General features: G+C 55.3%; 25 protein-coding genes. 10 read left to right on the top strand and 15 right to left on the bottom strand.

Features of this window, described 5'->3' with window-relative positions; all coding sequences use genetic code 11:
- Window positions 1-4: 4 nt before the first annotated feature.
- The 4 genes from dacA (at window position 5) to lipA (ending at window position 3,455) form a co-directional block, all read left to right on the top strand.
- Window positions 5-1,216, top strand: coding sequence for a D-alanyl-D-alanine carboxypeptidase DacA (dacA, locus tag BY447_RS15780; protein ID WP_033732040.1), 1,212 nt, complete (start codon window positions 5-7; stop codon window positions 1,214-1,216).
- A gap of 100 nt (window positions 1,217-1,316) precedes the next feature.
- Entirely contained in the window at window positions 1,317-1,580 is a 264-nt protein-coding gene (gene ybeD, locus BY447_RS15775) for a DUF493 family protein YbeD (protein WP_013357093.1), read from the top strand.
- Window positions 1,581-1,660: 80 nt separating this feature from the next.
- Complete coding sequence (gene lipB / locus BY447_RS15770; protein WP_110331503.1) at window positions 1,661-2,320, top strand: lipoyl(octanoyl) transferase LipB; 660 nt, start codon at window positions 1,661-1,663, stop codon at window positions 2,318-2,320.
- 169 nt (window positions 2,321-2,489) lie between these two features.
- Window positions 2,490-3,455: a lipoyl synthase gene (lipA, locus tag BY447_RS15765; protein ID WP_013357091.1), complete on the top strand. Its 966-nt coding sequence runs from the start codon at window positions 2,490-2,492 to the stop codon at window positions 3,453-3,455.
- Between the two features lie 122 nt (window positions 3,456-3,577).
- Here lipA and tatE read toward each other — a convergent pair whose 3' ends face one another.
- From tatE to BY447_RS15735, 6 genes are all read right to left on the bottom strand, one after another.
- Entirely contained in the window at window positions 3,578-3,781 is a 204-nt protein-coding gene (gene tatE, locus BY447_RS15760) for a twin-arginine translocase subunit TatE (RefSeq protein ID WP_003854033.1), read from the bottom strand.
- Window positions 3,782-3,873: 92 nt separating this feature from the next.
- Window positions 3,874-4,644 carry an amino acid ABC transporter ATP-binding protein gene (locus tag BY447_RS15755; protein WP_061061894.1) on the bottom strand — a complete coding sequence of 257 codons (771 nt, stop codon included), beginning with the start codon at window positions 4,642-4,644 and terminating at the stop codon, window positions 3,874-3,876.
- Window positions 4,641-5,588 (bottom strand): amino acid ABC transporter permease, encoded by a 948-nt coding sequence (locus BY447_RS15750; RefSeq protein ID WP_110331502.1) that lies wholly within the window; start codon window positions 5,586-5,588, stop codon window positions 4,641-4,643. The genes BY447_RS15755 and BY447_RS15750 overlap by 4 nt, the downstream gene beginning before the upstream one ends.
- Window positions 5,585-6,472 carry an ABC transporter substrate-binding protein gene (locus tag BY447_RS15745; protein WP_110331501.1) on the bottom strand — a complete coding sequence of 296 codons (888 nt, stop codon included), beginning with the start codon at window positions 6,470-6,472 and terminating at the stop codon, window positions 5,585-5,587. The genes BY447_RS15750 and BY447_RS15745 overlap by 4 nt, the downstream gene beginning before the upstream one ends.
- A gap of 22 nt (window positions 6,473-6,494) precedes the next feature.
- Window positions 6,495-7,283, bottom strand: a complete 789-nt coding sequence (locus tag BY447_RS15740; RefSeq protein WP_110331500.1) for a deaminated glutathione amidase — start codon at window positions 7,281-7,283, stop codon at window positions 6,495-6,497.
- Complete coding sequence (locus BY447_RS15735) at window positions 7,283-8,251, bottom strand: ABC transporter substrate-binding protein (protein ID WP_110331499.1); 969 nt, start codon at window positions 8,249-8,251, stop codon at window positions 7,283-7,285. The genes BY447_RS15740 and BY447_RS15735 overlap by 1 nt, the downstream gene beginning before the upstream one ends.
- Before the next feature lie 120 nt (window positions 8,252-8,371).
- Here BY447_RS15735 and BY447_RS15730 point away from each other — a divergent pair, with 120 nt between their 5' ends.
- A complete protein-coding gene (locus BY447_RS15730) occupies window positions 8,372-9,727 on the top strand; it encodes a PLP-dependent aminotransferase family protein (RefSeq protein WP_110331498.1) in 1,356 nt (451 codons plus the stop codon).
- Here the strand turns inward: BY447_RS15730 and BY447_RS15725 are convergent.
- Window positions 9,705-10,136 carry a GNAT family N-acetyltransferase gene (locus tag BY447_RS15725; protein ID WP_033782287.1) on the bottom strand — a complete coding sequence of 144 codons (432 nt, stop codon included), beginning with the start codon at window positions 10,134-10,136 and terminating at the stop codon, window positions 9,705-9,707. The genes BY447_RS15730 and BY447_RS15725 overlap by 23 nt on opposite strands.
- Before the next feature lie 228 nt (window positions 10,137-10,364).
- On the bottom strand, window positions 10,365-10,574 hold the full coding sequence (gene cspE / locus BY447_RS15720) for a transcription antiterminator/RNA stability regulator CspE (RefSeq protein ID WP_006118399.1): 210 nt from the start codon (window positions 10,572-10,574) through the stop codon (window positions 10,365-10,367).
- 1,305 nt (window positions 10,575-11,879) lie between these two features.
- On the opposite strand from cspE, the gene BY447_RS15710 reads away from it, so the two are divergent.
- Window positions 11,880-12,125, top strand: coding sequence for a hypothetical protein (locus BY447_RS15710; protein ID WP_013357084.1), 246 nt, complete (start codon window positions 11,880-11,882; stop codon window positions 12,123-12,125).
- 173 nt (window positions 12,126-12,298) lie between these two features.
- On the opposite strand, the gene gntT is transcribed toward BY447_RS15710, so the two are convergent.
- Window positions 12,299-13,615 carry a gluconate transporter gene (gene gntT, locus BY447_RS15705; RefSeq protein WP_013357083.1) on the bottom strand — a complete coding sequence of 439 codons (1,317 nt, stop codon included), beginning with the start codon at window positions 13,613-13,615 and terminating at the stop codon, window positions 12,299-12,301.
- Window positions 13,616-13,906: 291 nt separating this feature from the next.
- On the opposite strand from gntT, the gene BY447_RS15700 reads away from it, so the two are divergent.
- Window positions 13,907-15,055, top strand: a complete 1,149-nt coding sequence (locus BY447_RS15700; protein WP_110331956.1) for an iron-containing alcohol dehydrogenase — start codon at window positions 13,907-13,909, stop codon at window positions 15,053-15,055.
- Window positions 15,056-15,135: 80 nt separating this feature from the next.
- Here the strand turns inward: BY447_RS15700 and BY447_RS15695 are convergent, their stop codons facing one another.
- The 4 genes from BY447_RS15695 to BY447_RS15680 form a co-directional block, all read right to left on the bottom strand.
- Window positions 15,136-15,972 carry a Cof-type HAD-IIB family hydrolase gene (locus tag BY447_RS15695; protein WP_110331497.1) on the bottom strand — a complete coding sequence of 279 codons (837 nt, stop codon included), beginning with the start codon at window positions 15,970-15,972 and terminating at the stop codon, window positions 15,136-15,138.
- A 117-nt stretch (window positions 15,973-16,089) separates the two neighbouring features.
- Window positions 16,090-16,569, bottom strand: a complete 480-nt coding sequence (locus BY447_RS15690; protein WP_110331496.1) for an RcnB family protein — start codon at window positions 16,567-16,569, stop codon at window positions 16,090-16,092.
- A 271-nt stretch (window positions 16,570-16,840) separates the two neighbouring features.
- Entirely contained in the window at window positions 16,841-17,938 is a 1,098-nt protein-coding gene (locus tag BY447_RS15685) for an ABC transporter substrate-binding protein (protein WP_013357078.1), read from the bottom strand.
- Window positions 17,939-18,168: 230 nt separating this feature from the next.
- Window positions 18,169-19,455 (bottom strand): HAAAP family serine/threonine permease, encoded by a 1,287-nt coding sequence (locus BY447_RS15680; RefSeq protein ID WP_033732037.1) that lies wholly within the window; start codon window positions 19,453-19,455, stop codon window positions 18,169-18,171.
- A gap of 365 nt (window positions 19,456-19,820) precedes the next feature.
- Between BY447_RS15680 and BY447_RS15675 the strand changes: the two genes are divergently transcribed.
- Window positions 19,821-20,411 carry a hypothetical protein gene (locus tag BY447_RS15675; protein WP_110331495.1) on the top strand — a complete coding sequence of 197 codons (591 nt, stop codon included), beginning with the start codon at window positions 19,821-19,823 and terminating at the stop codon, window positions 20,409-20,411.
- A 150-nt stretch (window positions 20,412-20,561) separates the two neighbouring features.
- Window positions 20,562-21,755 carry a zinc-dependent alcohol dehydrogenase gene (locus tag BY447_RS15670; protein ID WP_013357075.1) on the top strand — a complete coding sequence of 398 codons (1,194 nt, stop codon included), beginning with the start codon at window positions 20,562-20,564 and terminating at the stop codon, window positions 21,753-21,755.
- A gap of 55 nt (window positions 21,756-21,810) precedes the next feature.
- Here the strand turns inward: BY447_RS15670 and BY447_RS15665 are convergent, their stop codons facing one another.
- A complete protein-coding gene (locus tag BY447_RS15665) occupies window positions 21,811-22,017 on the bottom strand; it encodes a hypothetical protein (RefSeq protein WP_110331494.1) in 207 nt (68 codons plus the stop codon).
- Between the two features lie 187 nt (window positions 22,018-22,204).
- Between BY447_RS15665 and BY447_RS15660 the strand changes: the two genes are divergently transcribed.
- A complete protein-coding gene (locus BY447_RS15660; RefSeq protein WP_110331955.1) occupies window positions 22,205-22,936 on the top strand; it encodes a GNAT family N-acetyltransferase in 732 nt (243 codons plus the stop codon).
- Window positions 22,937-22,953: 17 nt separating this feature from the next.
- Here BY447_RS15660 and BY447_RS15655 read toward each other — a convergent pair whose 3' ends face one another.
- Entirely contained in the window at window positions 22,954-23,646 is a 693-nt protein-coding gene (locus tag BY447_RS15655; RefSeq protein ID WP_110331493.1) for a YetF domain-containing protein, read from the bottom strand.
- Window positions 23,647-23,732 lie beyond the last annotated feature (86 nt).

Here is a 23,732-nt window from a genome sequence, read left to right as displayed (position 1 = left end):
ACACATGAACACGCTGAAATCATCTCGTTTGCTGAAACGCCTGACAGTGGGATCACTGATCGCTTTCTCTCTCAGCCATGCTGCTATTGCTGATGACGTCAATCTCAAGACCATGATTCCGGGCGTGCCGGACATTGATGCCGAAGCGTATGTCCTTATCGACTACAACTCGGGCAAAGTGCTGGCAGAGAAAAACGCCGATGCACGCCGCGATCCTGCCAGTCTGACCAAGATGATGACCAGCTATGTCATTGGACAGGCCGTGAAAGCGGGCAAAATTCATCAGGACGATATGGTCACCGTCGGTCCGGATGCCTGGGCGACCGGTAACCCGGTCTTCAAAGGCTCCTCGCTGATGTTCCTGAAGCCAGGCGACCGCGTACCGGTTTCTCAGCTGACCCGTGGAATTGTGCTGCAGTCCGGTAACGACGCCTGTGTTGCGATGGCTGACTATGTCGCCGGCAGCCAGGATGCTTTCGTTAATCTGATGAACAACTACGTTAAAGCGATTGGCCTGCAGAATACTCACTTCGGGACCGTCCATGGTCTGGACGCTGAAGGTCAGTACAGCTCCGCGCGCGACATGGCGCTGATTGGCCAGGCGCTGATCCGCGACGTGCCGGAAGAGTATGCTGTTTATAAAGAGAAAGAGTTCACGTTCAACAATATCCGCCAGATGAACCGCAACGGTCTGCTGTGGGACACCAACCTGAACGTGGATGGGATCAAAACCGGTCATACTAACTCAGCCGGTTACAACCTGGTGGCGTCAGCGACCGAAGGCCAGATGCGCCTGATCTCTGCGGTCATGGGCGGTCATACCTTCAAAGGTCGTGAAACTGAGAGCAAGAAACTGCTCACCTGGGGCTTCCGTTTCTTTGAAACCGTTGCGCCACTGAAAGCGGGTAAAGAGTTCGCCTCTGAGCCGGTCTGGTTTGGTGATAATGACCGTGTACAACTGGGCGTGGAAAAAGATGCTTACCTGACCATTCCGCGTGGCCGTATGAAAGATCTTAAAGCCAGCTATGTGCTGACCAACACAGAACTGCACGCCCCACTGAAGAAAAACCAGGTTGTCGGCAGCATCAACTTCCAGCTGGATGGCAAGACGATCGAACAGCGTCCGCTGGTGGTGCTGAACGAGATCTCTGAGGGTGGTTTCTTTGGCCGTATCGTGGATTACATCAAACTGATGTTCCATCACTGGTTCGGTTAAGCGTAAAGGGTGATTGAAAAATCGCCCCTTCGTCCCCATTACCAGATATTATGATGCTCCCGCTCAGGCGGGAGCCTGTTTTTTATGCACCGGAGTAAATATGAAAACCAAACTGAATGAGCTGCTCGAATTTCCTACCCCGTTTACCTATAAAGTAATGGGTCTGGCGCAACCGGAGCTGGTTGATCAAGTGGTTGAAGTGGTGCAACGTCATGCGCCCGGCGACTATAGCCCTGAAGTTAAGCCGAGCAGCAAAGGCAACTATCACTCCGTAAACATCACTATCAACGCCACCCACATCGAGCAGGTCGAACGTCTGTACGAAGAGCTGGGCCAGATCGAAATTGTGCGGATGGTACTGTAATTTACGGGTCGGCAAGGCGCCACAGCCTGACGGTTTGCCGACGTTATCCTCAGCGTTTTTTCCTTTAGCGGGCTATCGTTTTGTCAGTTGAAACCCTCTTTGTCCGCCAGTCCGGTCTGTGCGACTGGCAATCCGTCTCTGACGCCATGCACCACTATACTGACCAGCGCGATGACCAGAGTCGTGACGAAATCTGGCTGGTCGAACATCCTCCGGTCTTTACGCAGGGTCAGGCGGGAAAAGCAGAACATCTGCTGATGCCCGGTGATATTCCGGTGGTGCAGAGCGATCGTGGCGGTCAGGTCACCTATCACGGGCCGGGACAACAGGTCATGTATGTCCTGATCGATATAAAACGCCGTAAGCTCGGCGTGCGCCAGCTGGTGACTTTTCTTGAAGAGACGGTGATCGCTACGCTGGCAGAATTCGGCGTCAGCGCCCGCGCCCGCGCAGATGCACCCGGCGTCTATGTCGGGGAAGAGAAAATCTGCTCGCTGGGATTACGCATTCGCAAAGGCTACTCGTTTCACGGTCTGGCGCTGAATGTGGCCATGGATCTGTCGCCTTTCCTGCGCATTAATCCCTGTGGTTACGCTGGCATGAGCATGACCCAGTTAAAACATTTCCAGCCAGAGGTGACCACAGAGCAGGTACGCGCTCCGCTGGTCAGCGCCTTTGCGCGGCTGGCAGGTTATGAAAATGTTGAATGGATAGCAGGCGATCTTCCTGTTAAGCCTTAACGCAGAATGCGAATTTACAAATATGTAACTTTTCAGCGCTGACGGTGGCTGCTTCCCAGACGATGAGATGATATAATTTTTGCACTTTTTTCAAATAAAGTTGAAAGCCCCCTTCCCGGTTTGATTGGGAACGCTTTCAAATCGCAATCCGACCGGAACCTGCTGATTTATGAGTAAACCAATTCAGATGGAACGCGGCGTCAAATATCGTGACGCAGACAAAATGGCGCTGATCCCGGTGAAAACCGTGGCTGTTGAACGGCAGGAGATGTTGCGTAAGCCGGAATGGATGAAAATCAAGCTGCCAGCCGACTCCAGTCGTATTCAGGGTATCAAAGCTGCGATGCGCAAAAACGGGCTGCACTCGGTCTGTGAAGAGGCGTCCTGCCCTAACCTTGCCGAATGCTTTAACCATGGCACCGCCACCTTTATGATCCTGGGCGCAATCTGTACCCGTCGTTGTCCGTTCTGCGATGTGGCGCATGGCCGTCCTAATGCACCGGATGCTAATGAACCCGCGAAACTGGCGCAGACGATTGCCGATATGGGCCTGCGCTACGTGGTCATCACCTCGGTTGACCGTGATGATTTACGTGATGGCGGCGCGCAGCACTTTGCCGACTGCATCAGCGCGATTCGCGAAAAAAATCCCACCATCAAAATTGAAACACTGGTGCCGGACTTCCGTGGCCGTATGGATCGCGCGCTGGAGATTCTCACCGCGACGCCTCCGGATGTGTTTAACCACAACCTGGAAAACGTACCGCGCGTCTACCGTCAGGTACGTCCGGGCGCGAACTACGAGTGGTCACTGAAGCTGCTGGAGCGCTTCAAAGAAGCACATCCGCATATCCCGACCAAATCGGGTCTGATGGTGGGCCTGGGTGAAACCAACGCCGAAATCGTTGAGGTGATGCGCGATCTGCGTCGCCACGGCGTCACCATGCTGACGCTGGGACAGTATCTGCAGCCGAGCCGCCACCACCTGCCGGTTCAGCGCTACGTCAGCCCGGCCGAGTTCGATGAGATGAAAGCAGAAGCGATGGCGATGGGCTTTACCCATGCCGCGTGCGGTCCGTTTGTCCGCTCTTCCTATCATGCGGATATGCAGGCTAAAGGCGAAGAAGTGAAATAAGTACACCTCTGCTATCAGACGCCTGAAAAACAAAAAACCAGACTGGAAACAGCCTGGTTTTTTTATACGTGCCTGAAATGGCCTGAAATAAAAAGTAACAGTTATTTGCAGCAAATAACCGATTAATCTTTATGAACGACGCGTTCTGCCGGCACGTCTTCAGCCGTTGTTCGGGTTGCACTGGTATCTTCGTCTTTCATGGCTTTTTTGAAGCCCTTGATCGCGGAGCCCAGATCGCCGCCCAGAGAGCGCAACTTATTGGTACCAAAAAGCAGTACGATAAGCGCACCGATAATCAGCAGCTTGGCAATACTGATACCTTCCATATTTAACCTTTCAACTTTATCGAATCACGGTGACTGTTATTTACGCGCAGTTTGCCTGCGGCGACAACTGGAATCTGTAACAGAGTAAGATCTCAGATGAAGCGACTGAGAAACGCCTGGGTCCGTGGATGCTGCGGATTCGCGATCACCTCTTCTGGCGTGCCCTGCTCCACCACCACCCCGCCATCCATAAAGACGACGCGATCGGCGGCTTCCCGCGCAAAGCTGATTTCGTGGGTTACCACAATCATCGTCAAACCCTGATCGGCCAGGGTACGCATGGTTGCCAGGACTTCCCCCACCAGTTCCGGATCGAGTGCAGAGGTCGGTTCATCAAACAGCATCAGCTGCGGCTTGATTGCCAGCGCCCGCGCAATCGCCACACGCTGCTGCTGTCCACCCGACAGGTGGCGCGGCCAGGCGTCCGCTTTATCACTTAATCCCACCGTCGCCAGCAGCGCTCGGGCGTGTGCCATTGCCTCCTGACGCGGAAATTTATGCACGCCGATGGGCGCTTCAATGATGTTCTGCAGCACCGTCATATGCGGATAGAGATTGAACTGCTGAAACACCATGCCGATTTTCTGACGCTGACGGGCGATCTGGCGTGGCGAAAGCCGATGCAGCACATGCCCTTTCAGCACATAGCCAATCTGCTCTTCGCCGACCCGAATCGATCCGGCGTTCATCTCTTCAAGATGATTGATGCAGCGCAGAAACGTGGATTTGCCGGACCCGGAGGGTCCGAGAATCACCACCACTTCGCCGGGCCAGACATCCAGATCGATTCCTTTCAGGACCTGATTGTCGCCATAATTCTTCTGCACGTTACGGGCACAGACCAGGGGTTCACTCTGACTCATTGTTCCTCCCGCTGAGATTGCGCGCTGCCCGCTACCGTCGCGGCGCGTCTGGGGGCGCTGGCCACCCGGCGGGTGCCACGTGCATAGTAGCGCTCGATGGCGGACTGGCCCAGATTGAGGATCGAGGTGATCAGCAGATACCAGATCACTGCCACCATCAGCATCGGGATGATCTCAAAGGTGCGGTTGTAGATCGCCTGTACCGAGTAGAGCAGATCGCCCATCGCGATCACGCTGACCAGCGACGTCGCCTTGATCATGCTGATCAACTGGTTGCCGGTGGGCGGAATGATAGACCGCATCGCCTGCGGAATAATGATGCGTCGCAGCGCCCGCGACCGGCTCATGCCAAAGGCTTGCGTGGTCTCCACCTGACCGTTATCCACCGACAGCAGACCGGCGCGAATAATTTCCGCCATATAGGCCGCTTCATTCAGTGCCAGCCCGGCAATGGCTGCCGTCAGCGGCGTAATCAGATCGTTGGTGTTCCAGCTGGCCAGCGTGACGCTGCTCCACGGCAGCGTCAGCGACAGCGCGGGAAACAGCGTAGAAAGGTTGTACCAGAAGATCAGCTGCACCAGTAGCGGCGTACCCCGGAAGAACCAGATATAGAGTCCGGCGACGCCGCGCAGCAGCCGGTTTTCAGAGAGCCGCCAGACGCCCAGCAGCAGACCCAGCAGCGTGCCCAGTATCATCGACACGACCGTCAGCCCCAGAGTGACCTGCAACCCTTTCAGTACGGATTCTTCGGTAAACCACTTCAGCACCACCTGCCACTCAAAATTAGGATTGGTCGCCACCAGCCACAGCAGATTCGAGCCGATTACCAGCACCAGAATCCAGCTGATCCAGCGGCCGTAAGTGGGCGCGCTGCGGGCGAACGCCACGTCGCGCAGCTGCCCCTCGCCACTCTCATCGCGGTGCAGATGGCGAGACGGGCTCATTTGCTGGCCTCTTTCGCCAGATTCAGCCCGGGCGCTTTGGTCATGTTGCCCTCAAGCTGCCACTTTTTCATGATCGCTGCATAAGTGCCGTTCTGATACAGCTCTTTGTAGGCATCCAGCACCACCAGGCCCAGCGGTGAGCCTTTTGGCACCACAGTACCCTGGAAGATATCGCCAAAACCGTTTTTGTGCCCTTTGCCCGCCAGTTCAAGTTGTCCCTTCGCCTGATTAACAAAGTAAGTCAGTGGAGCCTGTGATGAGAAGAAGGCATCGGAACGTTTAGAGCGCACCGCCAGAATAGACGAAGGCTGATCGGTAAAGGCCTGCACCGTCACCGCCAGCTTTCCATCGGCCACACACTGCGCTGACTGTTTACGGATAACCTGTTCCGCAGAGCCGGCGGCCATAACCGCAATACGCTTGCCGCAGGTGTCATCCAGCTGATTAATTTTTGCCGGATTCCCTTTCTGCACGCCGAACACCACAAACTCCTGCACAAAATCGACGAAGTCCACTTTCTGCTGGCGGTCCGGGTAATCACCAATCGGGCCAATCGCCAGCTGATAGCGACCCGCATTGATGCCGGTCAGCACGCCTGACAGGCCGCTCACCGTCGCATGCTCGATCTTCACACCCAGCAGTTGCGCCAGCGCGGTGGTTAGCTCCGCTGAGGCGCCCGCCATCGCGTGCGGGCCATTAACGATTTCATAGGGCGGAAATGAACCGTTGTTCACTGAAATCATTTTGCCCGCTTTTTTGATCTCATCCGGCAGCCGATCATGCAGCGCCTGGTCAACTTTTTGCACCGGAATAGCGTCGGCAGCCTGCGCCAGGGAGGCAGTCAGCCCCAGCGCCACGATTAAGGCGGTTGCTCTCTTCGTCATAAGGAATTCCTGGTTCAGCGGATCAGTTGAGTTCGGGACGGGCGAAGCGTCGGTTCTCCAGCACTGGCAGTACCCGGCGGGCATAGGCGAGGCGCTCAGGGTCGAGTTCGGCAAACAGTAGTGCGGGTGACTCCGCCGCATTCGCCACCGCGACGCCCAGCGGATCGACCACCAGACTGTTGCCGATATTGCGTGGGCCACACTCGCCCACCGCCACCATATAGCAGGTATTCTCCAGCGCACGGGCGCGGGTCAGTAACTCCCAGTGCATCTCTTTCAGCGGACCTTTAACCCAGGCTGCAGGCAGCACCAGTACGTCTGCACCATCCAGCACCAGCCGACGCGCCAGCTCCGGGAAACGTACGTCATAGCAGGTCATTAATCCGACTTTCATACCCGCGACGTCAATCAGCGGCGGAATGACGTGGCCCGGATTGACCCGCTGCGACTCCTGCATCGCAAAGGCATCGTACAGATGCAGCTTTTCATAGGCGGCGATGATCTCACCGTTACGGATAGCCACCAGCACGTTGAGCGCTTTTTGCTGGTCGGTGGGAACGTGAACGCTCATCATGGTGGTCAGCGTAGTGTGCTTGCTGGCGGCCAGCAACTGGCTCAGGAAAGGGCCATCCAGCGGCTGTGCTGCCTTCAGCACTAAATCAGGGTCGGCAATATCACGCGCCAGCACACCTTCCGGCAGGACCAGCAGATCGGCCCCCCCGTCTGACGCCCGCTGCATTAAATCCAGACAGATATGAGCGTTGTCCTGCCATTCGCGGCTTACCGCAAACTGTCCCAGTGCCACTTTCATCATTTCTCTTCTCCCGCAGCGGCCGGAAACATCGCTTCCGGCGTCAGTAATTGGTGGGTCAGTCCCTGCTGATAAAGCTCGCGGCTAAAGTCCGCAATCATCTTCCTGTTAGCGCTAAAACCATTCTGATTCCAGTCCGCCGGTAATTCCTGCGCAGTGCGTCGCAAATCGTCCAGCAGCCACGGCGTGGTGTCGGCATATTTCTCTCTTTTCTGCATCCACAGCTGATAAGAGCGATCGATCACTTCACTTAACGCCGCAGGCAGCCACGGATGTTCCGCCGCCAGCGCCGGTTTAAGGGCCAGAATATGAATGCCCGGCACATAGCCGACACGGTGAAAGTAGTCCCGTTCCGCCCGATAAAAATCGGTCTGCAGCTGCCGCAGACCCGAATCAGGCAGGAAAAAGCCCTCCGGCATAAAGGGAGTGAAGATGGCATCCAGCTCACCTGCCTGCAGCATCTCAATCAGCGGTCGCTCATCAGGAGCCGGCTCAATGCGGCCGGGCCGGCCAAATCCCGCCAGCCGATCGACTATCGGATGCTCTGCCGTAAGACGACCGGCATACCAGAAGACATCATCAATTTCGACGCCTGCTTCACGCAGCACCGTGCGTGTCCAGGTATTACCCGAATCCTGCCAGCCGGTGACGCCAATCCTTTTGCCTTTCAGCTCTGCAGGCGTAGTGAGGGAGCTGCTGGCGGTGGTGATGATGCAGCGCTGACGGAAGCCGCGCATCAGAAAGTGCGGCAGGCCGAGTAAGGTTTCGTCGCCTCTGGCCCGGCTCTGGGCGTAGCGGCTGAAGGAGACTTCGCCCGCGTCATAATCAGGGCTGGTCGCCAGGTCATTCACCAGCGTGCCGACGCGCTCGATCTGCAGATCAAAGCCTTCCGGTCTGATATCGCCCAGCGCCAGTGGGGTGAAGTAGTCCCAGTCGCGTACCGCCAGTCTGATGAGTAGCTTTGCCATGATCTCTCCATTTACGCTTCGCCGTCGGTAAGGGGCTTAAAATAGTGCTTGAATTTGATACTAGAGCCGTAATACTTATCTGAACAATCACTATTTTGTTACTGAACAAAGTATTTTCTTATGACAGAGAGCGTTGACCTCAACTGGTTTTGCAGCCAGATAACATCGCCTTCAGTGAAAGGCATCGCCCAGGCCGCCTCCGCCCTGATTCGGGATGGACAGATTGCGACAGGCATGCAGATGCCTGCGGTACGGGAGATTGCGGAGCAGTTGGGCATCAGTCCGGCAACCGTTTCTGCTGCCTGGGCGCAACTCAGAAAGCAGAAAGTACTGGCGGGCAAAGGACGCAGTGGCGTCTGGGTCAGTGGCAACACGGTGATGCCGCGTCCGATTCGCTTTGAGAAGATCGGTAACTACGGCGAAAACATCCGCGCCGATCTGACTCTGGCCTCGCCCGACCCTGCCCTGCTGCCTGATCTGCAGCAAGCGCTGCAGGCGGCCCTGCGCTCACCGCAACTCAATAGCTACACCCGTGAAGCGATTTCAGCGCCGCTGCTTCAGGCGATTAAGCCGCGCTGGCCCTATGCGGCAGAAGCGTTTCTGGCAACGGATGGCGGTTTTGATGCGATGAACCTGCTGGTACAGACCCTCGTCTCGCCGGGTGACCGGGTGATTATTGAAGATCCAACCGCAACCCGGCTGCTCGATATGCTGGATAACGTCGGCGCAGAGATCCTGCCGCTGGCGTGTGATGAGGAGGGTCCGCTGCCTGAGGTCCTGTCTGTTCTGCTGGAGCAGGCACCGGTGATGCTGATCTATCAGCCCCGTACTCACTCCGCTACCGGGAACAGCATCAGTGTGGCGCGACGTCAGGCACTGGCGCAGGTTCTGCAAATGAGCAGCACACTGATTGTTGAGGATGATGGGATTGGCGATCTCTCCGCGGAGGCGAGCTGGAGCCTGGGCGTCTGTTTTCCTGAGAGAACGCTACACATCCGTTCATTTTCCAAAGCCTACGGGCCGGATCTGCGGCTGGCCGTGCTCTCTGCCACCTCGGAGATGGTGAAGCGGATTCAGTCATGGCGAAATTTTGGCGTCAGCTGGACCAGCCGCATTCTGCAGGACGCAGTCGCGTGGCTGCTGGAGGATGAGGCAACGCAACAGCAGATTGCCACCGCGCGCGCAATTTACCGGCAACGACGCGAAGCGATGCTGACGTCGCTGGCGCGGCGCGGTCTGCCTTTGCCGCTTCGCGACGGGTTAAGCCTCTATATCCCGGTAGCGTCGGAGCAGTTTGCCATGATTACGCTGGCGGCCCGCGGGATTGCGGTCGTGCCAGGCGAGCGCTGTCGGCTTGGCCCCACGCAGTTTATTCGCGTCAGCATCGCCAGCCTCAGGGATGAACAGCGGGAGATGATTGCCGGGGCACTGGTCATCGCCTCCGGACGGGAAGTTAACCCGCTTGCAGATCTTTGATGAGATAACGGGGGGACTCAGTATAACCTTCGCGGGCGTAGAACTGATTCGCCTTGAGACGTGACTGATGGCAATGGACTTCCATACGGTCGCAGCCACGACGCGCTGCCAGCGTTTCAGCGTGCTGAAGCAGCTGCTGGCCGACGCCTTTACTGCGCTCACCCTCTGCAATGCAGAAGTAGCTGATGCGGGCAAAATCACCAGCCAGGGCCAGTTGAGGAATAAAATGCAGGGAAAGAAAACCCAGCACCTGGCTGCCATGTTCCGCCACCAGCAGCGCTTCACTGGGATCGCTGCATAACTGCGCCAGGCGCTGTTCAATGAAGCTTTCGGTGCCGCCGTAGCCTAACTCGCTCAAAAGGGCACTCAACGCAAAACTGTCTTTCAATTCTGCCTGACGTATGTTCATCCTGCCTCCTCACTCACCGGGTTCTGTCGCTCAGTTATATAGCGTCGCAAACTAAAAAGCTGCATGTCAGGTTGTTATAAATATGTTACGGGAATTTATTGTGTACCGCCGCGCAGTTTGTGCGGCCACAGGGACGATACAGGAGGTTACGATGAAAGGGATGAAGCGCAAATTACAGCCATAAAAAAACCCGCCATCAGGCGGGTTTTTAGAATTCTGACTGTTAACTTACAGACTGATAACGTTAGCAGCAGATGGGCCTTTAGCGCCGTCGGTGATTTCAAACTCTACGCGCTGACCTTCAGCCAGAGTTTTGAAGCCGTTGCTCTGGATTGCAGAGAAATGTACGAATACATCTTTGCTGCCATCTTCAGGAGTAATGAAACCGAATCCTTTAGATTCATTAAACCACTTAACGTTACCTTTGATCTTAGACATCTATATTACCTTTACATGAAAAATGGACACTAAACTGTGTCGGGGTCTAGTACAGCAATTGCGGAGAGATTTGTCCAGTCCGATTTGATGAAAAAGTGATAAATATCGCCTTTCCGTGCATCCATCACACTTTCCTGCTTCCGGACTTGCGAATCGTCCGTAAACAGCTAGCAGGTCGATGACCTGCACTGAAAGCTAACCCGCTGGAAAGACGCACCTTTTCTCTTTAAGAGTTACATAGCACTCACGTTAAAAAGAAAAATCTTATTAAGACGTGTTCCTCTTCTTAATGAAGGCGACAGAAGTAAAAACGCAATTTTTTTATCTTCATCGGAACAGCGCTTTTCTCTGCCTGACCCATTTTTAAGGTCTCTCGTAGTCATTGCGGCACAAATGCTCATCAAATGAGCAAAAATTCTTAAATTTCTGAGCGCGGTTCCTGCTTTTAATTGCACCAGGATAAGCGTTAAGTGCCAATAATCCCAGTCAGAGTGGGGTGTTCGCGGATATTTTAACCAACAGCAAAGAAACATTGAGCGAGATCAATGAAGTGCTTTTTAGTGGTTGAATTCGCATTTGGCAACAAACAATCAGCGTTATAAGAAATTACGTTTCTCATCGCAGTCCGGAATAATGTTGCGCAGCAATAGATAAAATCTGCTTAACCGTACAGAGGCAGGCATCCGTCAGGGCGCATTAAAAAGGAGGATGAGACGCAGAATGGTGATGAAGATACGCTGTAGCCAGTGTGGAAGCGCACGGTTCGTTTTCACTGATTATCGGGAGGGTAAGCGCAACTTTCATGGTGCCTGCTGTGCATGCTGTAAAAAACAGCTGGGCTCACAGGATCTGCTACCGAATACGCCGATGGATCCCATTAGCCAGTATTTGTTAGCAAGCCAGAAAACAGTTCGGGCACCTGATTAGGTGCCCGCCGTCGCTGAAGCTTTAACAAAACTATGACATCAGAAAATCAGTTTGAACACCCCTGTCAGGGTCAGTAAGCCCACGATAAAAATGATCGCGATAATCCACAGAATAATTTTCATTTCCTTTTCCCCTCACTGATTAAACATTTTTCCTGTAAGCAGTATAGACAGAAAAATTTGTCACGCCGCTTCACTCAGAGTTCAACTGCTCATAAGTTCAGCAGATTTCGCTTTTATTTATGTTCTGAGATAACGATCGCAACACCACTTCTTACTGGCCCTCTTTCTTCGTTTTACAGACCATTCCTGGCTAAAATTCAGGCGGCAAGGCAGGCCTCAGTAGTGATGAGATTGAAATGAGTCGCGAGGAGATCTTATGAGCACGATTAATACCAGCATGGGCCGCTACAGCCTTAAGGCAAAAAACAGCGGTAACCACATCAAAGGTTCTTTCGCCATCAACGATGAAGGCGGCACGCAGCTCTCTATGCAGGAGTTTGACGAGCACTATCTTGATGATGTGGTAAACAACGTTATCTATCCGGTCACCGGCGGCAATCGCGAAATTGCGCGAGCGCTACGCGAACAGATGGTCAAAGCCGGTTTTGAACCGCCTCATTAAGAGGCCAGATTTACGTTATTACAGACCTGTGGGCCGCGTTTTGCGGCCCTTTTTATATTCGTGGTTACAGGCTGCGAATAAGCCGGCTCTGGAGGCTGCCCGCGATACAAAAAGAAACGGGCCAGAGAGAAGCAAAGAGAGGAGCCGCTGGCAGGGTTGCCAGCGGCCAGAGGTTAAATCGCCCAGGAGAGCAGCAGGCAACCCACCAGACCACAGACCGAAATAATGGTCTCCAGCGCCGACCAGGAGCGAATGGTTTCGCCAATCGTCAGGTTGAAATACTCTTTGAACAGCCAGAAGCCAGGGTCATTAACGTGCGAGAAGATTACACTGCCGGAACCCACGGCGATAACCATTAATTCCGGGCTGGCACCGCTGGTGACAATCAACGGTGCCACAATGCCCCCGGCGGTAATCGCCGCTACCGTGGCAGAACCCAGGGCAATACGCAGCACAGCAGCAATCGACCAGGCCATAAAGATGGGTGAAAGCTGAGTCGAGTGCATCATGCTGGCGATATATTTATCCACGCCGCTGTCCACCAGCACCTGTTTGAAGGCCCCGCCACCGCCAATGATCAACAGCATCATAGCGATGATCTTGATTGAGTCGGTCAGGGTATCCATCACCTGTTCCATCGTACGACCGCGATTCAGGCCAAAGGTGAAGATCGCAATCAGTACCGCAATCAGCGTTGCCATTACCGGGTCGCCAAAGAACTCCGCATAGGGCAGCAGTACGTGGCCTTTTGGCAGCAGCATCTCCGCCACGGCACGCAGCGCCATCAGCACCACCGGCACCAGTGCCGTCCAGACGCTGACGCCAAAGCTGGGCATTTCCGCTTCGGTAAAGGTCTTCGGGTTGTAAAGCCCCTGTGGAATCGGTTTGTCGATGTTTTTCAGAAAACGGGCATAAACCGGACCCGCCAGAATCACCGTAGGGATACCCAGCAGCGTACCGAACAGCAGCGTTTTACCCATGTCAGCATTAAACAGCGTGGCAATGGCTGTAGGACCAGGGTGCGGGGGAAGAAAACCGTGCGTCACTGATAAAGCAGCCGCCATCGGCACCCCGACATAGAGCAGCGGCACACGCGCCGACGCCGCCACGCTGAACACCAGCGGCAGCATCAGGACAAAGCCCACTTCGTAGAACAGCGCAAAACCGACGATAAAACCGGTCAGCACCAGTGCCCACTGAATATGCTTTGTGCCGAATTTTTCAATCAGGGTGGTGGCAATACGCTGCGCACCGCCGCAGTCGGCCAGCAACTTACCGAGCATGGCACCAAAGCCCATGATTAGCGCCAGGCTGCCCAGCGTGCCGCCTACGCCCGCTTTGATTGAGGTAATGACTTTATTTACCGGCATGCCCTGCATCACACCGACCGCCAGCGCCACCAGGATCAGCGCGATAAATCCATTAAGCTTAAAGCGAATCATCAGCAGCAGCAGTAACGCGACGCCGATCGCCACATAGAGTAATGGCATAGGTTTTCTCCACCTTGCGCACTGAAGGGAATTCAGTGTCGGTTTATTATCATGATCCCCGGAGGGCTGCAAAACAGTGCGCTGTAAGATGCTTACACATCCCGACAAGCGCTGTTACCGATAACATGTTAAGGGTAACATCCGCAGGAAAGCACCACCCCGCCGACGGTGAATTTCTGTTTTGCGAAGATGATCAACTTTTTGCCAGTGTGTTATCAGAAAGTTTGCCCATGCTGGCGCCGCGCTTTTCGTTACACTCAGATTTTAGCGAAATGTAAAAAGGATGCGCTGGTGAGTGAGAACCTGAGTGAGCTGTACAGTAATCAACGAACCCTCTTTGGCCGCGGTAGTCTGGATAAACTGGTGCCGCTGCTGGCCGCCCGGTCACAACCTACCCTGCTGTTTTGTGGACAATCTTTCCTGCAGGGGCCAGCCTATGCCCGGATAAAAGCTGAACTCAACGATCACATTCTCGGTTATGAAATTGTCAGCCATGAAGCCTCGCCCGCTGAGATCGATGGCTGGGTTGCGCGCTGGCGCGGTCATGTTGATCGGGTGGTCGCGATTGGCGGAGGCAGCGTGCTGGATGCGGCGAAAGCCTTTAGCGCCATGATCCAACACCCGCTGCCCACGGCCCGTTATCTGGAGAAGGTAGGTGACACTGCGGTTCAGCCCATCACGCTGCCGCTGGTTGCGGTTCCGACAACGGCCGGGACCGGCAGCGAAGTCACGCAAAATGCGGTGGTGACAGACCAGCAGGATATTCAGATCAAAGCGTCACTGCGCCACCCGGTCTTTGTGCCGGAGGTCGCGATTCTTGATCCGGATCTGCTAAAAGGCGCGCCTGACCAGGTGCTGGCGACCTGCGGCATCGATGCTTTTACCCATCTGTTTGAAGCGTATCTCTCCGGCAAAGGCAACCTCTTCACCCGCCAGCTGGCGCTGACCGGTCTGCGTCAGTTTGTTCAGGCGTGGCCTGCCCTCAATCGCGAGGATGCGGCGGGTGACGCGGCACGTGAAGCAATGATGATGGCATCGTGGCTGGGGGGCGTCAGTCTCAGCAGTGCGGGTCTGGGCGTGATCCACGGTATTGCCGGGGAACTGGGCGCGATTAAACCGTTCCATCACGGTGAAGTGTGCGGGCGCCTGCTGTTTTCGTTCCTGGATCTGCTGTCTGACAGCCAGCAGCCGCTGCAGTGTACGCTGATGGCGGAGCTGCACCCGCAGCTCTTCAGCGAATCCACAGATTCACCGGCACAGTTTCTGAAGCAGTGGCTGCAGCAGCATGCCATCACGCCGTTCTGGCAGGATGGCCCGTCGCTGAGCCGCACTGAGGTGGAGTGGATCCTGGCGCGTGCCAACAGTAAAAATTCGCTGGTGAATTACAGCCGCGAACAGATGCAGACGATGATTGCGCAGGCCTGGCACATCACGGCGTGATCAACGCGCTGGCCTCCTTCACTGACCTGCCAGCCTGGCAGGTCATGCAGCAGCTCAGCGCTATCCTGGCACGTTCAGTCTCAGCGCCGCGGGGCGGCAAAAGGCCCCTCACCTGCCAGCATCTGCTCAATGATCTCCAACACGCCCTTCTCATTATTAGACGCCGCGGCAAAACGTGCCGCCTGCTTCACCCGCTCTGGCGCATTGTCCATGGCAAAACTGAAGCCGGACTGTTTCAGCATCTCCAGATCGTTACCGCCATCGCCAAAGGCCAGCACCTGGTCGTGCGTGATCCCCCAGCGTTTTGCCAGCAGATCCAGACCGTGCGCTTTGTGATTTCCCGGCACGATCAGATCGACCGAGCCATGACCGCTTGACGTCGCGGCCACCCGTCCCTGGTGCAGTCGCTCAATATCCGCCATCAGTGGCTCGATGTAATCATCCGAGAGGTTCAGCGCGAACTTAAACAGCCGGTCATCCTGCACCTCATCCAGATGATGAATCGGCTTCAGCCGGTGACAGTAATGGCGCATCTTCTTCAGCCAGCTCTCTTCCATGCCGTCGAAGTAATACGCGCTGTTACGACCACACAGCAGGTAACGCAGGCCAGGGTAATTGCCGTTTTGCAGAGTGCTGATCACCGCTTCTACATCGTGGCGTTCAAAGGCACCGCAAAACAGCTCCTCGTCACGATCGATAATCCATGCGCCGTTTTCCGCCACAAAGGCGATATCGCTGGCGATCTCCGGGAAAAAGGATTTGAGCTGGTAGTACTGATTGCCGCTGGCCACCACAAATTTGATGTCGCGGGCGGTGAGTTGCTGATAGCAGGCGAGAAAGCGGGATCGATTGTACTGCTTATTATCGTCCAGAAATGTGCCATCCATATCGACTGCAACCATCTTAACCGTCGTCATCATGACTCCTTACACAGGAAATTTTCAGCGTGGAGTCTCAGGATAGCCGCTGGCGCAGCAAAACGGAAAAAAAGAGGGATGGCCGTAGCCATCCCTGGTGATCGGGTCAGGATAGAATCAGTTCAGGGCGCTGTTCAGCACCAGCGCGGTAATCACACCGGTCGCGGCAGCAATCAGCACATAGTTGCCGTCGATGTTTGCCCAGTGATAACCGCGCGGCGGCTCACGCAGACCGCGTTCATGCCAGTCGGCTACGCGGTAATGGTCGCCACGGTATTCCTGCGGGACAGGATGGCCGCGACGGAAGTCGTGGCCCTGCCAGGCGAAATGGTCACGGTCATTGCGGGATTCTCTGCCACGATGGTTGTTATCTTCATCATGCCGATTATTGCCCATGTCGTGAGGCTTATTATCATGGCGATTGTTGCCGCGGTCTCGATTCTGATCGGGACCGCGATTGTCAGGGCGTTTATCACTGTCCTGATGCGGCACCGGCTTACGCTGACCGTCATCATGATCGTCTGCCAGTGAAACCTGAGAGAAGAGCGTGCTGCATGTTAAAAGTGAAGCGATAAGCGTTAATGTTGTTTTTTTCATGATACTGCCTCCGAAAATAACGGCTGTTCAGGCACCGTTGATCGGCATCATGGCAATAATTCTGGTGAGAGACATCTGTAAAAGTCTTAAAATCCCGTAACTTACACAGTATTACGCTTGCTTAGCGATTTCTTAACACAGGTCATATCTTTAAAACTCTTCTGACGCAATCCAGATGTTAACCGGGCAGCCTGAACATCACGTCTCGGGCTGACCCGTTAAAACCTGTTCAACGTCAGGGTGCTGAAATGCACCCCGGCGCTTTACCCGGTTATGGCGTGCTGAGGATCACCGGCGCATCCGGCAACGCCGTGAACTGTTTTACGATATGGTGATAATCGGCCGTCGGATCGAGATCACGGAATACCTCTGGATAGAGATCTTTAGCCAGAATTTCCATACCGATGATGTTGTAAGGGTGATTATAAAAATGGTGATAAACGCCATAGACCCGTTTCTGTTTCACCGGTTCGATCTGCTCCAGTCCGGTACGACTCTGCAGGCGGTTAAAGGTAGCTGTCACGTCGGTCTGACTGGCACCATAACCAAACGGCAGCACATTGCTGTTCGGACGCTTCGAGCCGGTCATGATGTAAACGTCCGGCTTCATGGCGATAATCTTCTCCAGCGACACAAAACCTGAGCTGCCGGGCAGCAGCGCTGAGCCGATATTTTTCCCGCCGACCGCTTCCACCAGCGCACCCCAGCCGTTATGACCATGGGTAAAGCAGCAGTTGTCGCTGTTACCGGCAATCGGTTCAATAAATACCGTCGGCTTGTGCGGCACCTGGGCGATCTTCTGCTGAATCATCTGCCAGCGCTGCTGATAAAAATCGGCGTAGGCTTTTGCTTCGGTTTCGCGATTCAGAACGGTACCCAGCACTTTCACACTCTTCAGGGTGTTCTCTTTGGGGTGGAGCTCATCATCCAGGAACAGCACCGGGATATGCAGATTTTTCAGGGTAGCCAGCACGCCCGACTGCGTCAGTGCCGGTTTGGCGCGCAGCTGCGCAATCATCAGGTCGGGCTGCTTCGCCAGCACGCTCTCCAGATTGACCTGCCCCTGATCGTTAAAGCCCATATCCACAATCGATGCCGCCTGCGGCCAGCGCTGCTTCAGCAGATCCCAGGTCTGGGTATCCTGCTTTTTCGGCAGGTTATTCCAGGCAACGACCCGCTGAAACGGGTTCTGTCGATCCAGTAAGGCCAGCGCCATCACGTCGCGTCCGTCCTGCAAAATCACATGCTGCGGCTCTTTTTGCAGCGTAATTTTCTGACCATCCATATCAGTCACCGTGACCGGATAGGTGGTTGCCGCGCAGGCGGTTGACAGTAACAGTGTGGTGGCAGCAACAATCCCGATTTTCATTTTTCTCCTGTCCTTTAAAGGAATAATAATTATTCGCGTTAACTCTACCATGTGAAAAAGTAACAAATGTAAATATTGCTGACGAGATGCGTCTGACGGAGAGGGTTCACTGTGCGGCGGCTGGTTAAAACAGGGAGACAAGGGCTGGCGATACATGGAGAAATGACGCGTGGCGGGCAGAACAGCAGACGCCTCTCAATACCGCGGAGAGGCGCCTGTTGATTGATCTGTTACTTCACCAGCGAATAGAAAATCGCGGAGATGGCAATCAGACCAATCAGCACCACAAACAGGTTACTGATTTTCCCGCTGTACTTACGCATCGCCGGCACTTTGTGAATGGCATACATCGGCATCAGGAACAGGATCATGGCAATTACCGGCCCGCCCAGCGTCTCAATCATGCCGAGAATATTCGGGTCCAGTGTTGCCACCAGCCAGGTGGTAAGCAACATAAAGAGTGACGTCAGGCGATTCAGTCTGGCAGGCGCGATAGTTTTACCGCGGCTGCGCAGCGCCTTATTGACCATACCGTTAAACCCTTCGCGCGCGCCCAGATAGTGGCCGAGGAACGATTTGGTGATCGCCACAATGGCAATCAGCGGCCCGAGCCAGGCAATCATCGGCACCTGAAAATGGTTCGCCAGATAGGAGAGAATGGTAATGTTCTGCGCCTTGGCGGCATGGAGATCGTCAGGCGACAGACTCAGCACGCAGCTGAAGACAAAGAACATCACCGTCACCACCATCATCAGGTGCGAGCAGGCCAGAATGCGCGAGCATTTTTTCTCGGCGGCGTCGCCATACTCTTCGCGCTTCGCCAGTGCAAAGGAGGAGATGATGGGTGAATGGTTAAACGAAAAGACCATAACCGGTATCGCCAGCCACAGCGTCATCCACAGGCTGCTGCCCGCAGGCTGAACGTTCAGGGTTGAGAGTGCAGCCCCGTGCCAGTGCGGGATCAGATAGCAGGCCATCAGCATCAAAACCGCCACAAAGGGATAGACCAGCACGCTCATCGCTTTGACAATCATCTTCTCGCCGAAGCGCACAATGGTCATCAGGCCGACAATCAGCAGCAGCGACAGCAGCACCCGCGGCGGCGGCACCAGGCCGAGTTGGTTCACCATCAGGCTTTCCACCGTGTTGGTGATCGCCACGCTGTACATCAGCAGAATCGGGTAAATCGCGAAGAAATAGAGCAGCGTAATCAGCTTGCCCGCGCCAACGCCGAAATGCTCCTCGACCACCTCAGTGATATCACCCGCCGGATTTTTACCGGAAAGGACAAAACGCGTCAGGGCGCGGTGCGCGAAGAAGGTCAGCGGAAAGGCCAGCACCGCCATGATAATGAGCGGGATCAGCCCGCCGACACCGGCATTGATAGGCAGGAACAGCACACCGGCTCCGATTGCGGTGCCGTATAAACCCAGCATCCACATGGTGTCGGTTTTACGCCATCCCGTATCGACGTCACTCTCAAGCGCGCCCAGCGTGCCAGTTTGCGTGGTTTTCATCAGATAGTCCGTGTTTAAAAGCCGCCAGTAACCTGAGCCGTCAGGCAGGTAAACGTTTGCCCCACTCTCAGCCTCAGCTGCAGACGGATCGGTGAAGCGTAAAAATGATCCGTGCATGCAGAGGTAATCGATTGCGTGCGCCACTTTTTACACTACCTGACGATAAAAGTTCAAGCCGCGAAGACAAACACGCATGGATTACTGAAAAAACCGTCAGGTTGTGCAAAGTGACTGCGCGGCGATCATGCCATTTTTGCGCCCGCTTTACTGCCCTGAAAAGGTGATCCCTGTAACGATTAAGCGTAACGGGCTACGCTTTATCTGACGCTGTCGCGATCACGCCGACAGGGACACAGGAGAAAAGAATGAAAATTGCCTGCCTGGGATGGGGATCGTTAATCTGGAAACCTGGCGCACTGCCGGTGGCCAGTCAGTGGCATCATGATGGACCTGCCGTACCGATTGAGTTTGTGCGCATCGCTGACGGCGGTGAACTATCAACGGCGATCTGCCTCAACGCCCGCCCGGTGACAGTGTTCTGGGCCTGGCTGAACACCGCCTCACTGGAGAGTGCCTGCCGCGCGTTGCGCATTCGGGAGGCGATACCAGACAGCCGCGTCGATGGCGTCGGCATGATGACGGTGACAGAAACCTCAGTGGGACCGCTGGCGGAATGGGCGCAGGCGAAAGGCATCGAAGGATTAATCTGGACCGGTCTGCCTGCCCGCATGGCGGGAGTTGAAGGGCAGATACCGACGCTGGATGATGCGCGACACTATCTTCAGAATCTTACCGGTGAAACGCGTGAGCATGCTTTTCACTACCTCGGGCAGGTTCCGTCGCAAATCGACACCCCTTACCGGCGCGCGCTGGCTGATCTCACTGGCTGCCAACCGGATGCGCCGTCTGTTACTGTCGCCGCCCTGCAAAGACACTCACCCAGCCCGCCGATCTGAAACTGCCCCGCCTCCAGCACCGCTCGGCTTACTCCTCAAAGGGTTACTACACTTCAGGCAGGTTTCGATCTCAGATTCCCTGAGTCTTTCTCGCAGGCAGCCACACCTTCTGGTCTGGCCGCCCTTCCCCCGTCAGCAGGAGATCAACAAATGAAAGCATTAACGTATCACGGCCCGCATAAAGTCAGCGTGGATAACGTACCCGACCCGGGTCTGGAAGCGGCCGATGACATTATCCTGCGCGTGACCGCTACCGCCATTTGCGGTTCAGACCTGCACCTTTATCGCGGCAAAATTCCCGGCACCGGGCATGGCGATATTTTTGGTCATGAGTTTATGGGCGAAGTGGTTGAGGCGGGCAGCGCAGTGACTGCCGTCGCCAAAGGCGATCGGGTCGTCATTCCGTTTGTGATCGCCTGTGGCGACTGCTTTTTCTGCCTGCTGAGCCAGTATGCCGCCTGTGAAAATACCAACAGCGGACGGGGTGCTATTCTGAACCGTAAAAACATCACGCCGCCCGCAGCGCTGTTTGGTTTCAGTAAGCTCTATGGCGGTGTGCCCGGCGGCCAGGCGGAGTATGTCAGAGTGCCGAAAGCCAATACCGGTCCGTTCAAGGTGCCGTCCATACTGTCAGATGAGAAAGTGCTGTTCCTGTCGGACATTCTGCCCACCGCATGGCAGGCGGTTAAAAATGCCGAAGTTAAACCCGGCTCCAGCCTGGCGATTTTCGGTGCCGGCCCGGTTGGCCTGCTCAGTGCAGCCTGCGCCCGACAGCAGGGTGCCGAACAGATTTACATGATTGATCACAACAACTACCGCTTAAACTTTGCCCGCGATCGCTACGGCGTCATCCCGATTAACTTCGATGAGATCGATGATCCGGCCGGCTGGATTATCGAACACAGTACCGGCAATCGCGGTGTGGATGCCGTGATCGATGCCGTCGGGTTCGAGGCGAAAGGCAGCCTGACTGAAACCGTGCTCACCAATCTCAAGCTGGAAGGCAGCAGTGGTAAAGCATTGCGTCAGTGTATTGCTGCGGTGCGGCGTGGCGGTATCGTCAGCGTGCCGGGCGTCTACGCTGGATTCATTCACGGCTTCCTGTTTGGTGATGCCTTCGACAAAGGGCTGACCTTTAAGATGGGACAGACACATGTGCATGCGTATCTGCCCGATCTGCTGAAGCTGATTGAACAGGGGCATCTGACGCCGGAAGAGATTGTGACCCATCATCTGCCGCTCGAAGATGCCGCTCGCGGCTACGATATTTTCGCTAAACGCGAAGAGGAGTGCCGGAAGGTGATTCTGGTGCCAGGCATGGCCGCCACGCAGGCCACGATTTAATCGCCTGAACCTCACTACCGGATCCCCGGCAGAGCTCGCTGCCGGGGATCGCATTTTAATACGGCTTGCGCTGAAGACTGCTTCGCCACTCCCGCCTCTCCAGCAGATGTTCATCCGGCGAGTCCGCCGTATCGACCTGACTCCCCTGCTCCAGCAGTCGCGCACTGCGTGAATGGGGATGACGTTCGCTGATCACCTGTTGTGAAAATGCACCAAACGATAACAGTAAAAACAGTAATGCACTGGCCGCCCTCACTTTCATACGCACACCTCTCTGATAACGGTGTCGCTATGCTGCCCGACGGGTTTTCATTTTCTGTCAGTAACAGGCAAAGTTATGTGGAGAGCGGGAACAAGCTGCGACGGGTTTAATCGCGGTTCAGGATAGCCCGTCAGAACACATCTTAATTTTCCCTGCTTACCGTCCGTTTTTCTTCAGGAGGATGCCAGTGAACATCAATCAGTTTGATCAGCCAGTCGGTGAAGCCCTGCCCGACTGGCAACCTGTCGCCAGACCGCCCAGTGCCTCCATCCACGGCCAGCACTGCCTTCTCCTGCCATTAAGCATGGATCATGCGGAATCGCTGTTGCTGGCATTTATGCAGGCACCGGATGATCGGGACTGGACCTGGCTGAGCGCGGAGCGGCCCGCCTCACTGCCGCAGATGCAGCGCTGGATTGCGGATAAAGTGGCGGATGCGTCCCTGGTGCCCTTCACGGTCTGCGGGCTGAATCAGCAGCCCTATGGTGTGGTCTCCTTCGCCAGCATAGAGCCAGAACATGGCACCCTTGAAATCGGTCACGTCATCTGGTCGCCGCTGATGCAGCGCAGTGCAATGGGCAGCGAGGCGATTTTTCTGCTGCTGCAACAGGCTTTTGCTCTCAGCTATCGTCGGGTGGCGTGGCGCTGTGATTCTACTAATGTCGCTTCACGACTTGCAGCTGAACGACTGGGGTTCCGCTTTGAGGGACGTTTTCGTCAGGTAATGACTCGCAAACAACGTAACCGCGATACAGACTGGCTGTCGATAATCGATCGTGAATGGCCGGAGGTTCATCGCGCCCTGAGCGCCTGGCTGAGGGCGGATAATTTCAGCGTCGCAGGTCAGCAAAAGCGTCCGCTCAGTGCCTTTTTCGCCGACGTTAATCCTGGCAATGCCGACACGCAGGGGCCTGAATAATGAGCTGGCGCTGAACGCTAATGCAACCGACGTACGCTCAGTGCCGCAGACCAGCGCTGTCGCTGACAGCGCGGGCAGACAGCCTGCTGCTCCGCCTCTATCCTCTGCGTCTGGCCACAATGGGTGCAGGCGTAGAGCGCACTGACCGGTACGGTGCTGTAATCCTGTCGGTGCTCTGGCGGCAGCACGCTTAATCCGGCGCGCATCTCGTCATCATCATAGAAATAGAGGCTGAGCTGACCATCGACTTCCACCAGCGCCAGCCGGATCTGCCCCAGATGCTCTACGCCGCTCTGGCGCAACTCCATATAGAACTCATCTTCGGAAATATTCAGCTGATCCAGACTTTCCAGCACATACAGGCCATCTTTAATCAGGGTAATGACGTCGCCCTGAATCAGCCGTGAAAAGCGCGGACTGTGTGACGTCAGCCAGGTGGTCAGGCGGTAGAGCGCCAGCAATACCACAAACACCATAATCACCGGCAGCACCGGTACATCGTCATAAAACGTGACGTCACCGGACGCAGAACCCAGCGTCAGGATCACCACCAGTTCGAACAGCGACAGCTGACGCACGCCGCGTCGTCCTGACACTTTCAGAAAAGTAAAAACCACCAGATAAGCGATCAGAACCCGCGCGATCACCTCAAACAAAAAGGTGGCCGGTTGGTCGTTAAGTAAGAAGCGGTGCCAGTCGAATGAGAACATAGTCAGTTAAACATCCTGTTTTAAGCGGCGCGCCGCTTAGCCGGCCGCCCGTTGATCGCCCGCAGATTCAGGCCAGTAATAAGTCA

Source organism: Pantoea sp. JKS000250, assembly GCF_003201065.1.
Lineage (GTDB): Bacteria > Pseudomonadota > Gammaproteobacteria > Enterobacterales > Enterobacteriaceae > Pantoea > Pantoea vagans.
Note: the sequence above shows the minus strand (reverse complement) of the source record. Positions and strands in the feature narration are given on the sequence as shown.

Bases quoted from the DNA above. Each gene is read 5' to 3' on its own strand.
- BY447_RS15740 (WP_110331500.1), bottom strand. From the start codon at position 7,283: ATGAAAGTGGCACTGGGACAGTTTGCGGTAAGCCGCGAATGGCAGGAC.
- BY447_RS15745 (WP_110331501.1), bottom strand. From the start codon at position 6,472: ATGACGAAGAGAGCAACCGCCTTAATCGTGGCGCTGGGGCTGACTGCC.
- BY447_RS15690 (WP_110331496.1), bottom strand. From the start codon at position 16,569: ATGAAAAAAACAACATTAACGCTTATCGCTTCACTTTTAACATGCAGC.
- BY447_RS15755 (WP_061061894.1), bottom strand. From the start codon at position 4,644: ATGAGTCAGAGTGAACCCCTGGTCTGTGCCCGTAACGTGCAGAAGAAT.
- BY447_RS15685 (WP_013357078.1), bottom strand. From the start codon at position 17,938: ATGAAAATCGGGATTGTTGCTGCCACCACACTGTTACTGTCAACCGCC.
- BY447_RS15750 (WP_110331502.1), bottom strand. From the start codon at position 5,588: ATGAGCCCGTCTCGCCATCTGCACCGCGATGAGAGTGGCGAGGGGCAG.
- tatE (WP_003854033.1), bottom strand. From the start codon at position 3,781: ATGGAAGGTATCAGTATTGCCAAGCTGCTGATTATCGGTGCGCTTATC.
- gntT (WP_013357083.1), bottom strand. From the start codon at position 13,615: ATGCCATTACTCTATGTGGCGATCGGCGTCGCGTTACTGCTGCTGCTG.
- cspE (WP_006118399.1), bottom strand. From the start codon at position 10,574: ATGTCTAAGATCAAAGGTAACGTTAAGTGGTTTAATGAATCTAAAGGA.
- lipA (WP_013357091.1), top strand. From the start codon at position 2,490: ATGAGTAAACCAATTCAGATGGAACGCGGCGTCAAATATCGTGACGCA.
- BY447_RS15675 (WP_110331495.1), top strand. From the start codon at position 19,821: ATGAAAATTGCCTGCCTGGGATGGGGATCGTTAATCTGGAAACCTGGC.
- ybeD (WP_013357093.1), top strand. From the start codon at position 1,317: ATGAAAACCAAACTGAATGAGCTGCTCGAATTTCCTACCCCGTTTACC.
- BY447_RS15680 (WP_033732037.1), bottom strand. From the start codon at position 19,455: ATGAAAACCACGCAAACTGGCACGCTGGGCGCGCTTGAGAGTGACGTC.
- BY447_RS15730 (WP_110331498.1), top strand. From the start codon at position 8,372: ATGACAGAGAGCGTTGACCTCAACTGGTTTTGCAGCCAGATAACATCG.
- BY447_RS15735 (WP_110331499.1), bottom strand. From the start codon at position 8,251: ATGGCAAAGCTACTCATCAGACTGGCGGTACGCGACTGGGACTACTTC.
- BY447_RS15655 (WP_110331493.1), bottom strand. From the start codon at position 23,646: ATGTTCTCATTCGACTGGCACCGCTTCTTACTTAACGACCAACCGGCC.
- dacA (WP_033732040.1), top strand. From the start codon at position 5: ATGAACACGCTGAAATCATCTCGTTTGCTGAAACGCCTGACAGTGGGA.
- BY447_RS15725 (WP_033782287.1), bottom strand. From the start codon at position 10,136: ATGAACATACGTCAGGCAGAATTGAAAGACAGTTTTGCGTTGAGTGCC.
- BY447_RS15710 (WP_013357084.1), top strand. From the start codon at position 11,880: ATGAGCACGATTAATACCAGCATGGGCCGCTACAGCCTTAAGGCAAAA.
- BY447_RS15665 (WP_110331494.1), bottom strand. From the start codon at position 22,017: ATGAAAGTGAGGGCGGCCAGTGCATTACTGTTTTTACTGTTATCGTTT.
- BY447_RS15695 (WP_110331497.1), bottom strand. From the start codon at position 15,972: ATGACGACGGTTAAGATGGTTGCAGTCGATATGGATGGCACATTTCTG.
- BY447_RS15670 (WP_013357075.1), top strand. From the start codon at position 20,562: ATGAAAGCATTAACGTATCACGGCCCGCATAAAGTCAGCGTGGATAAC.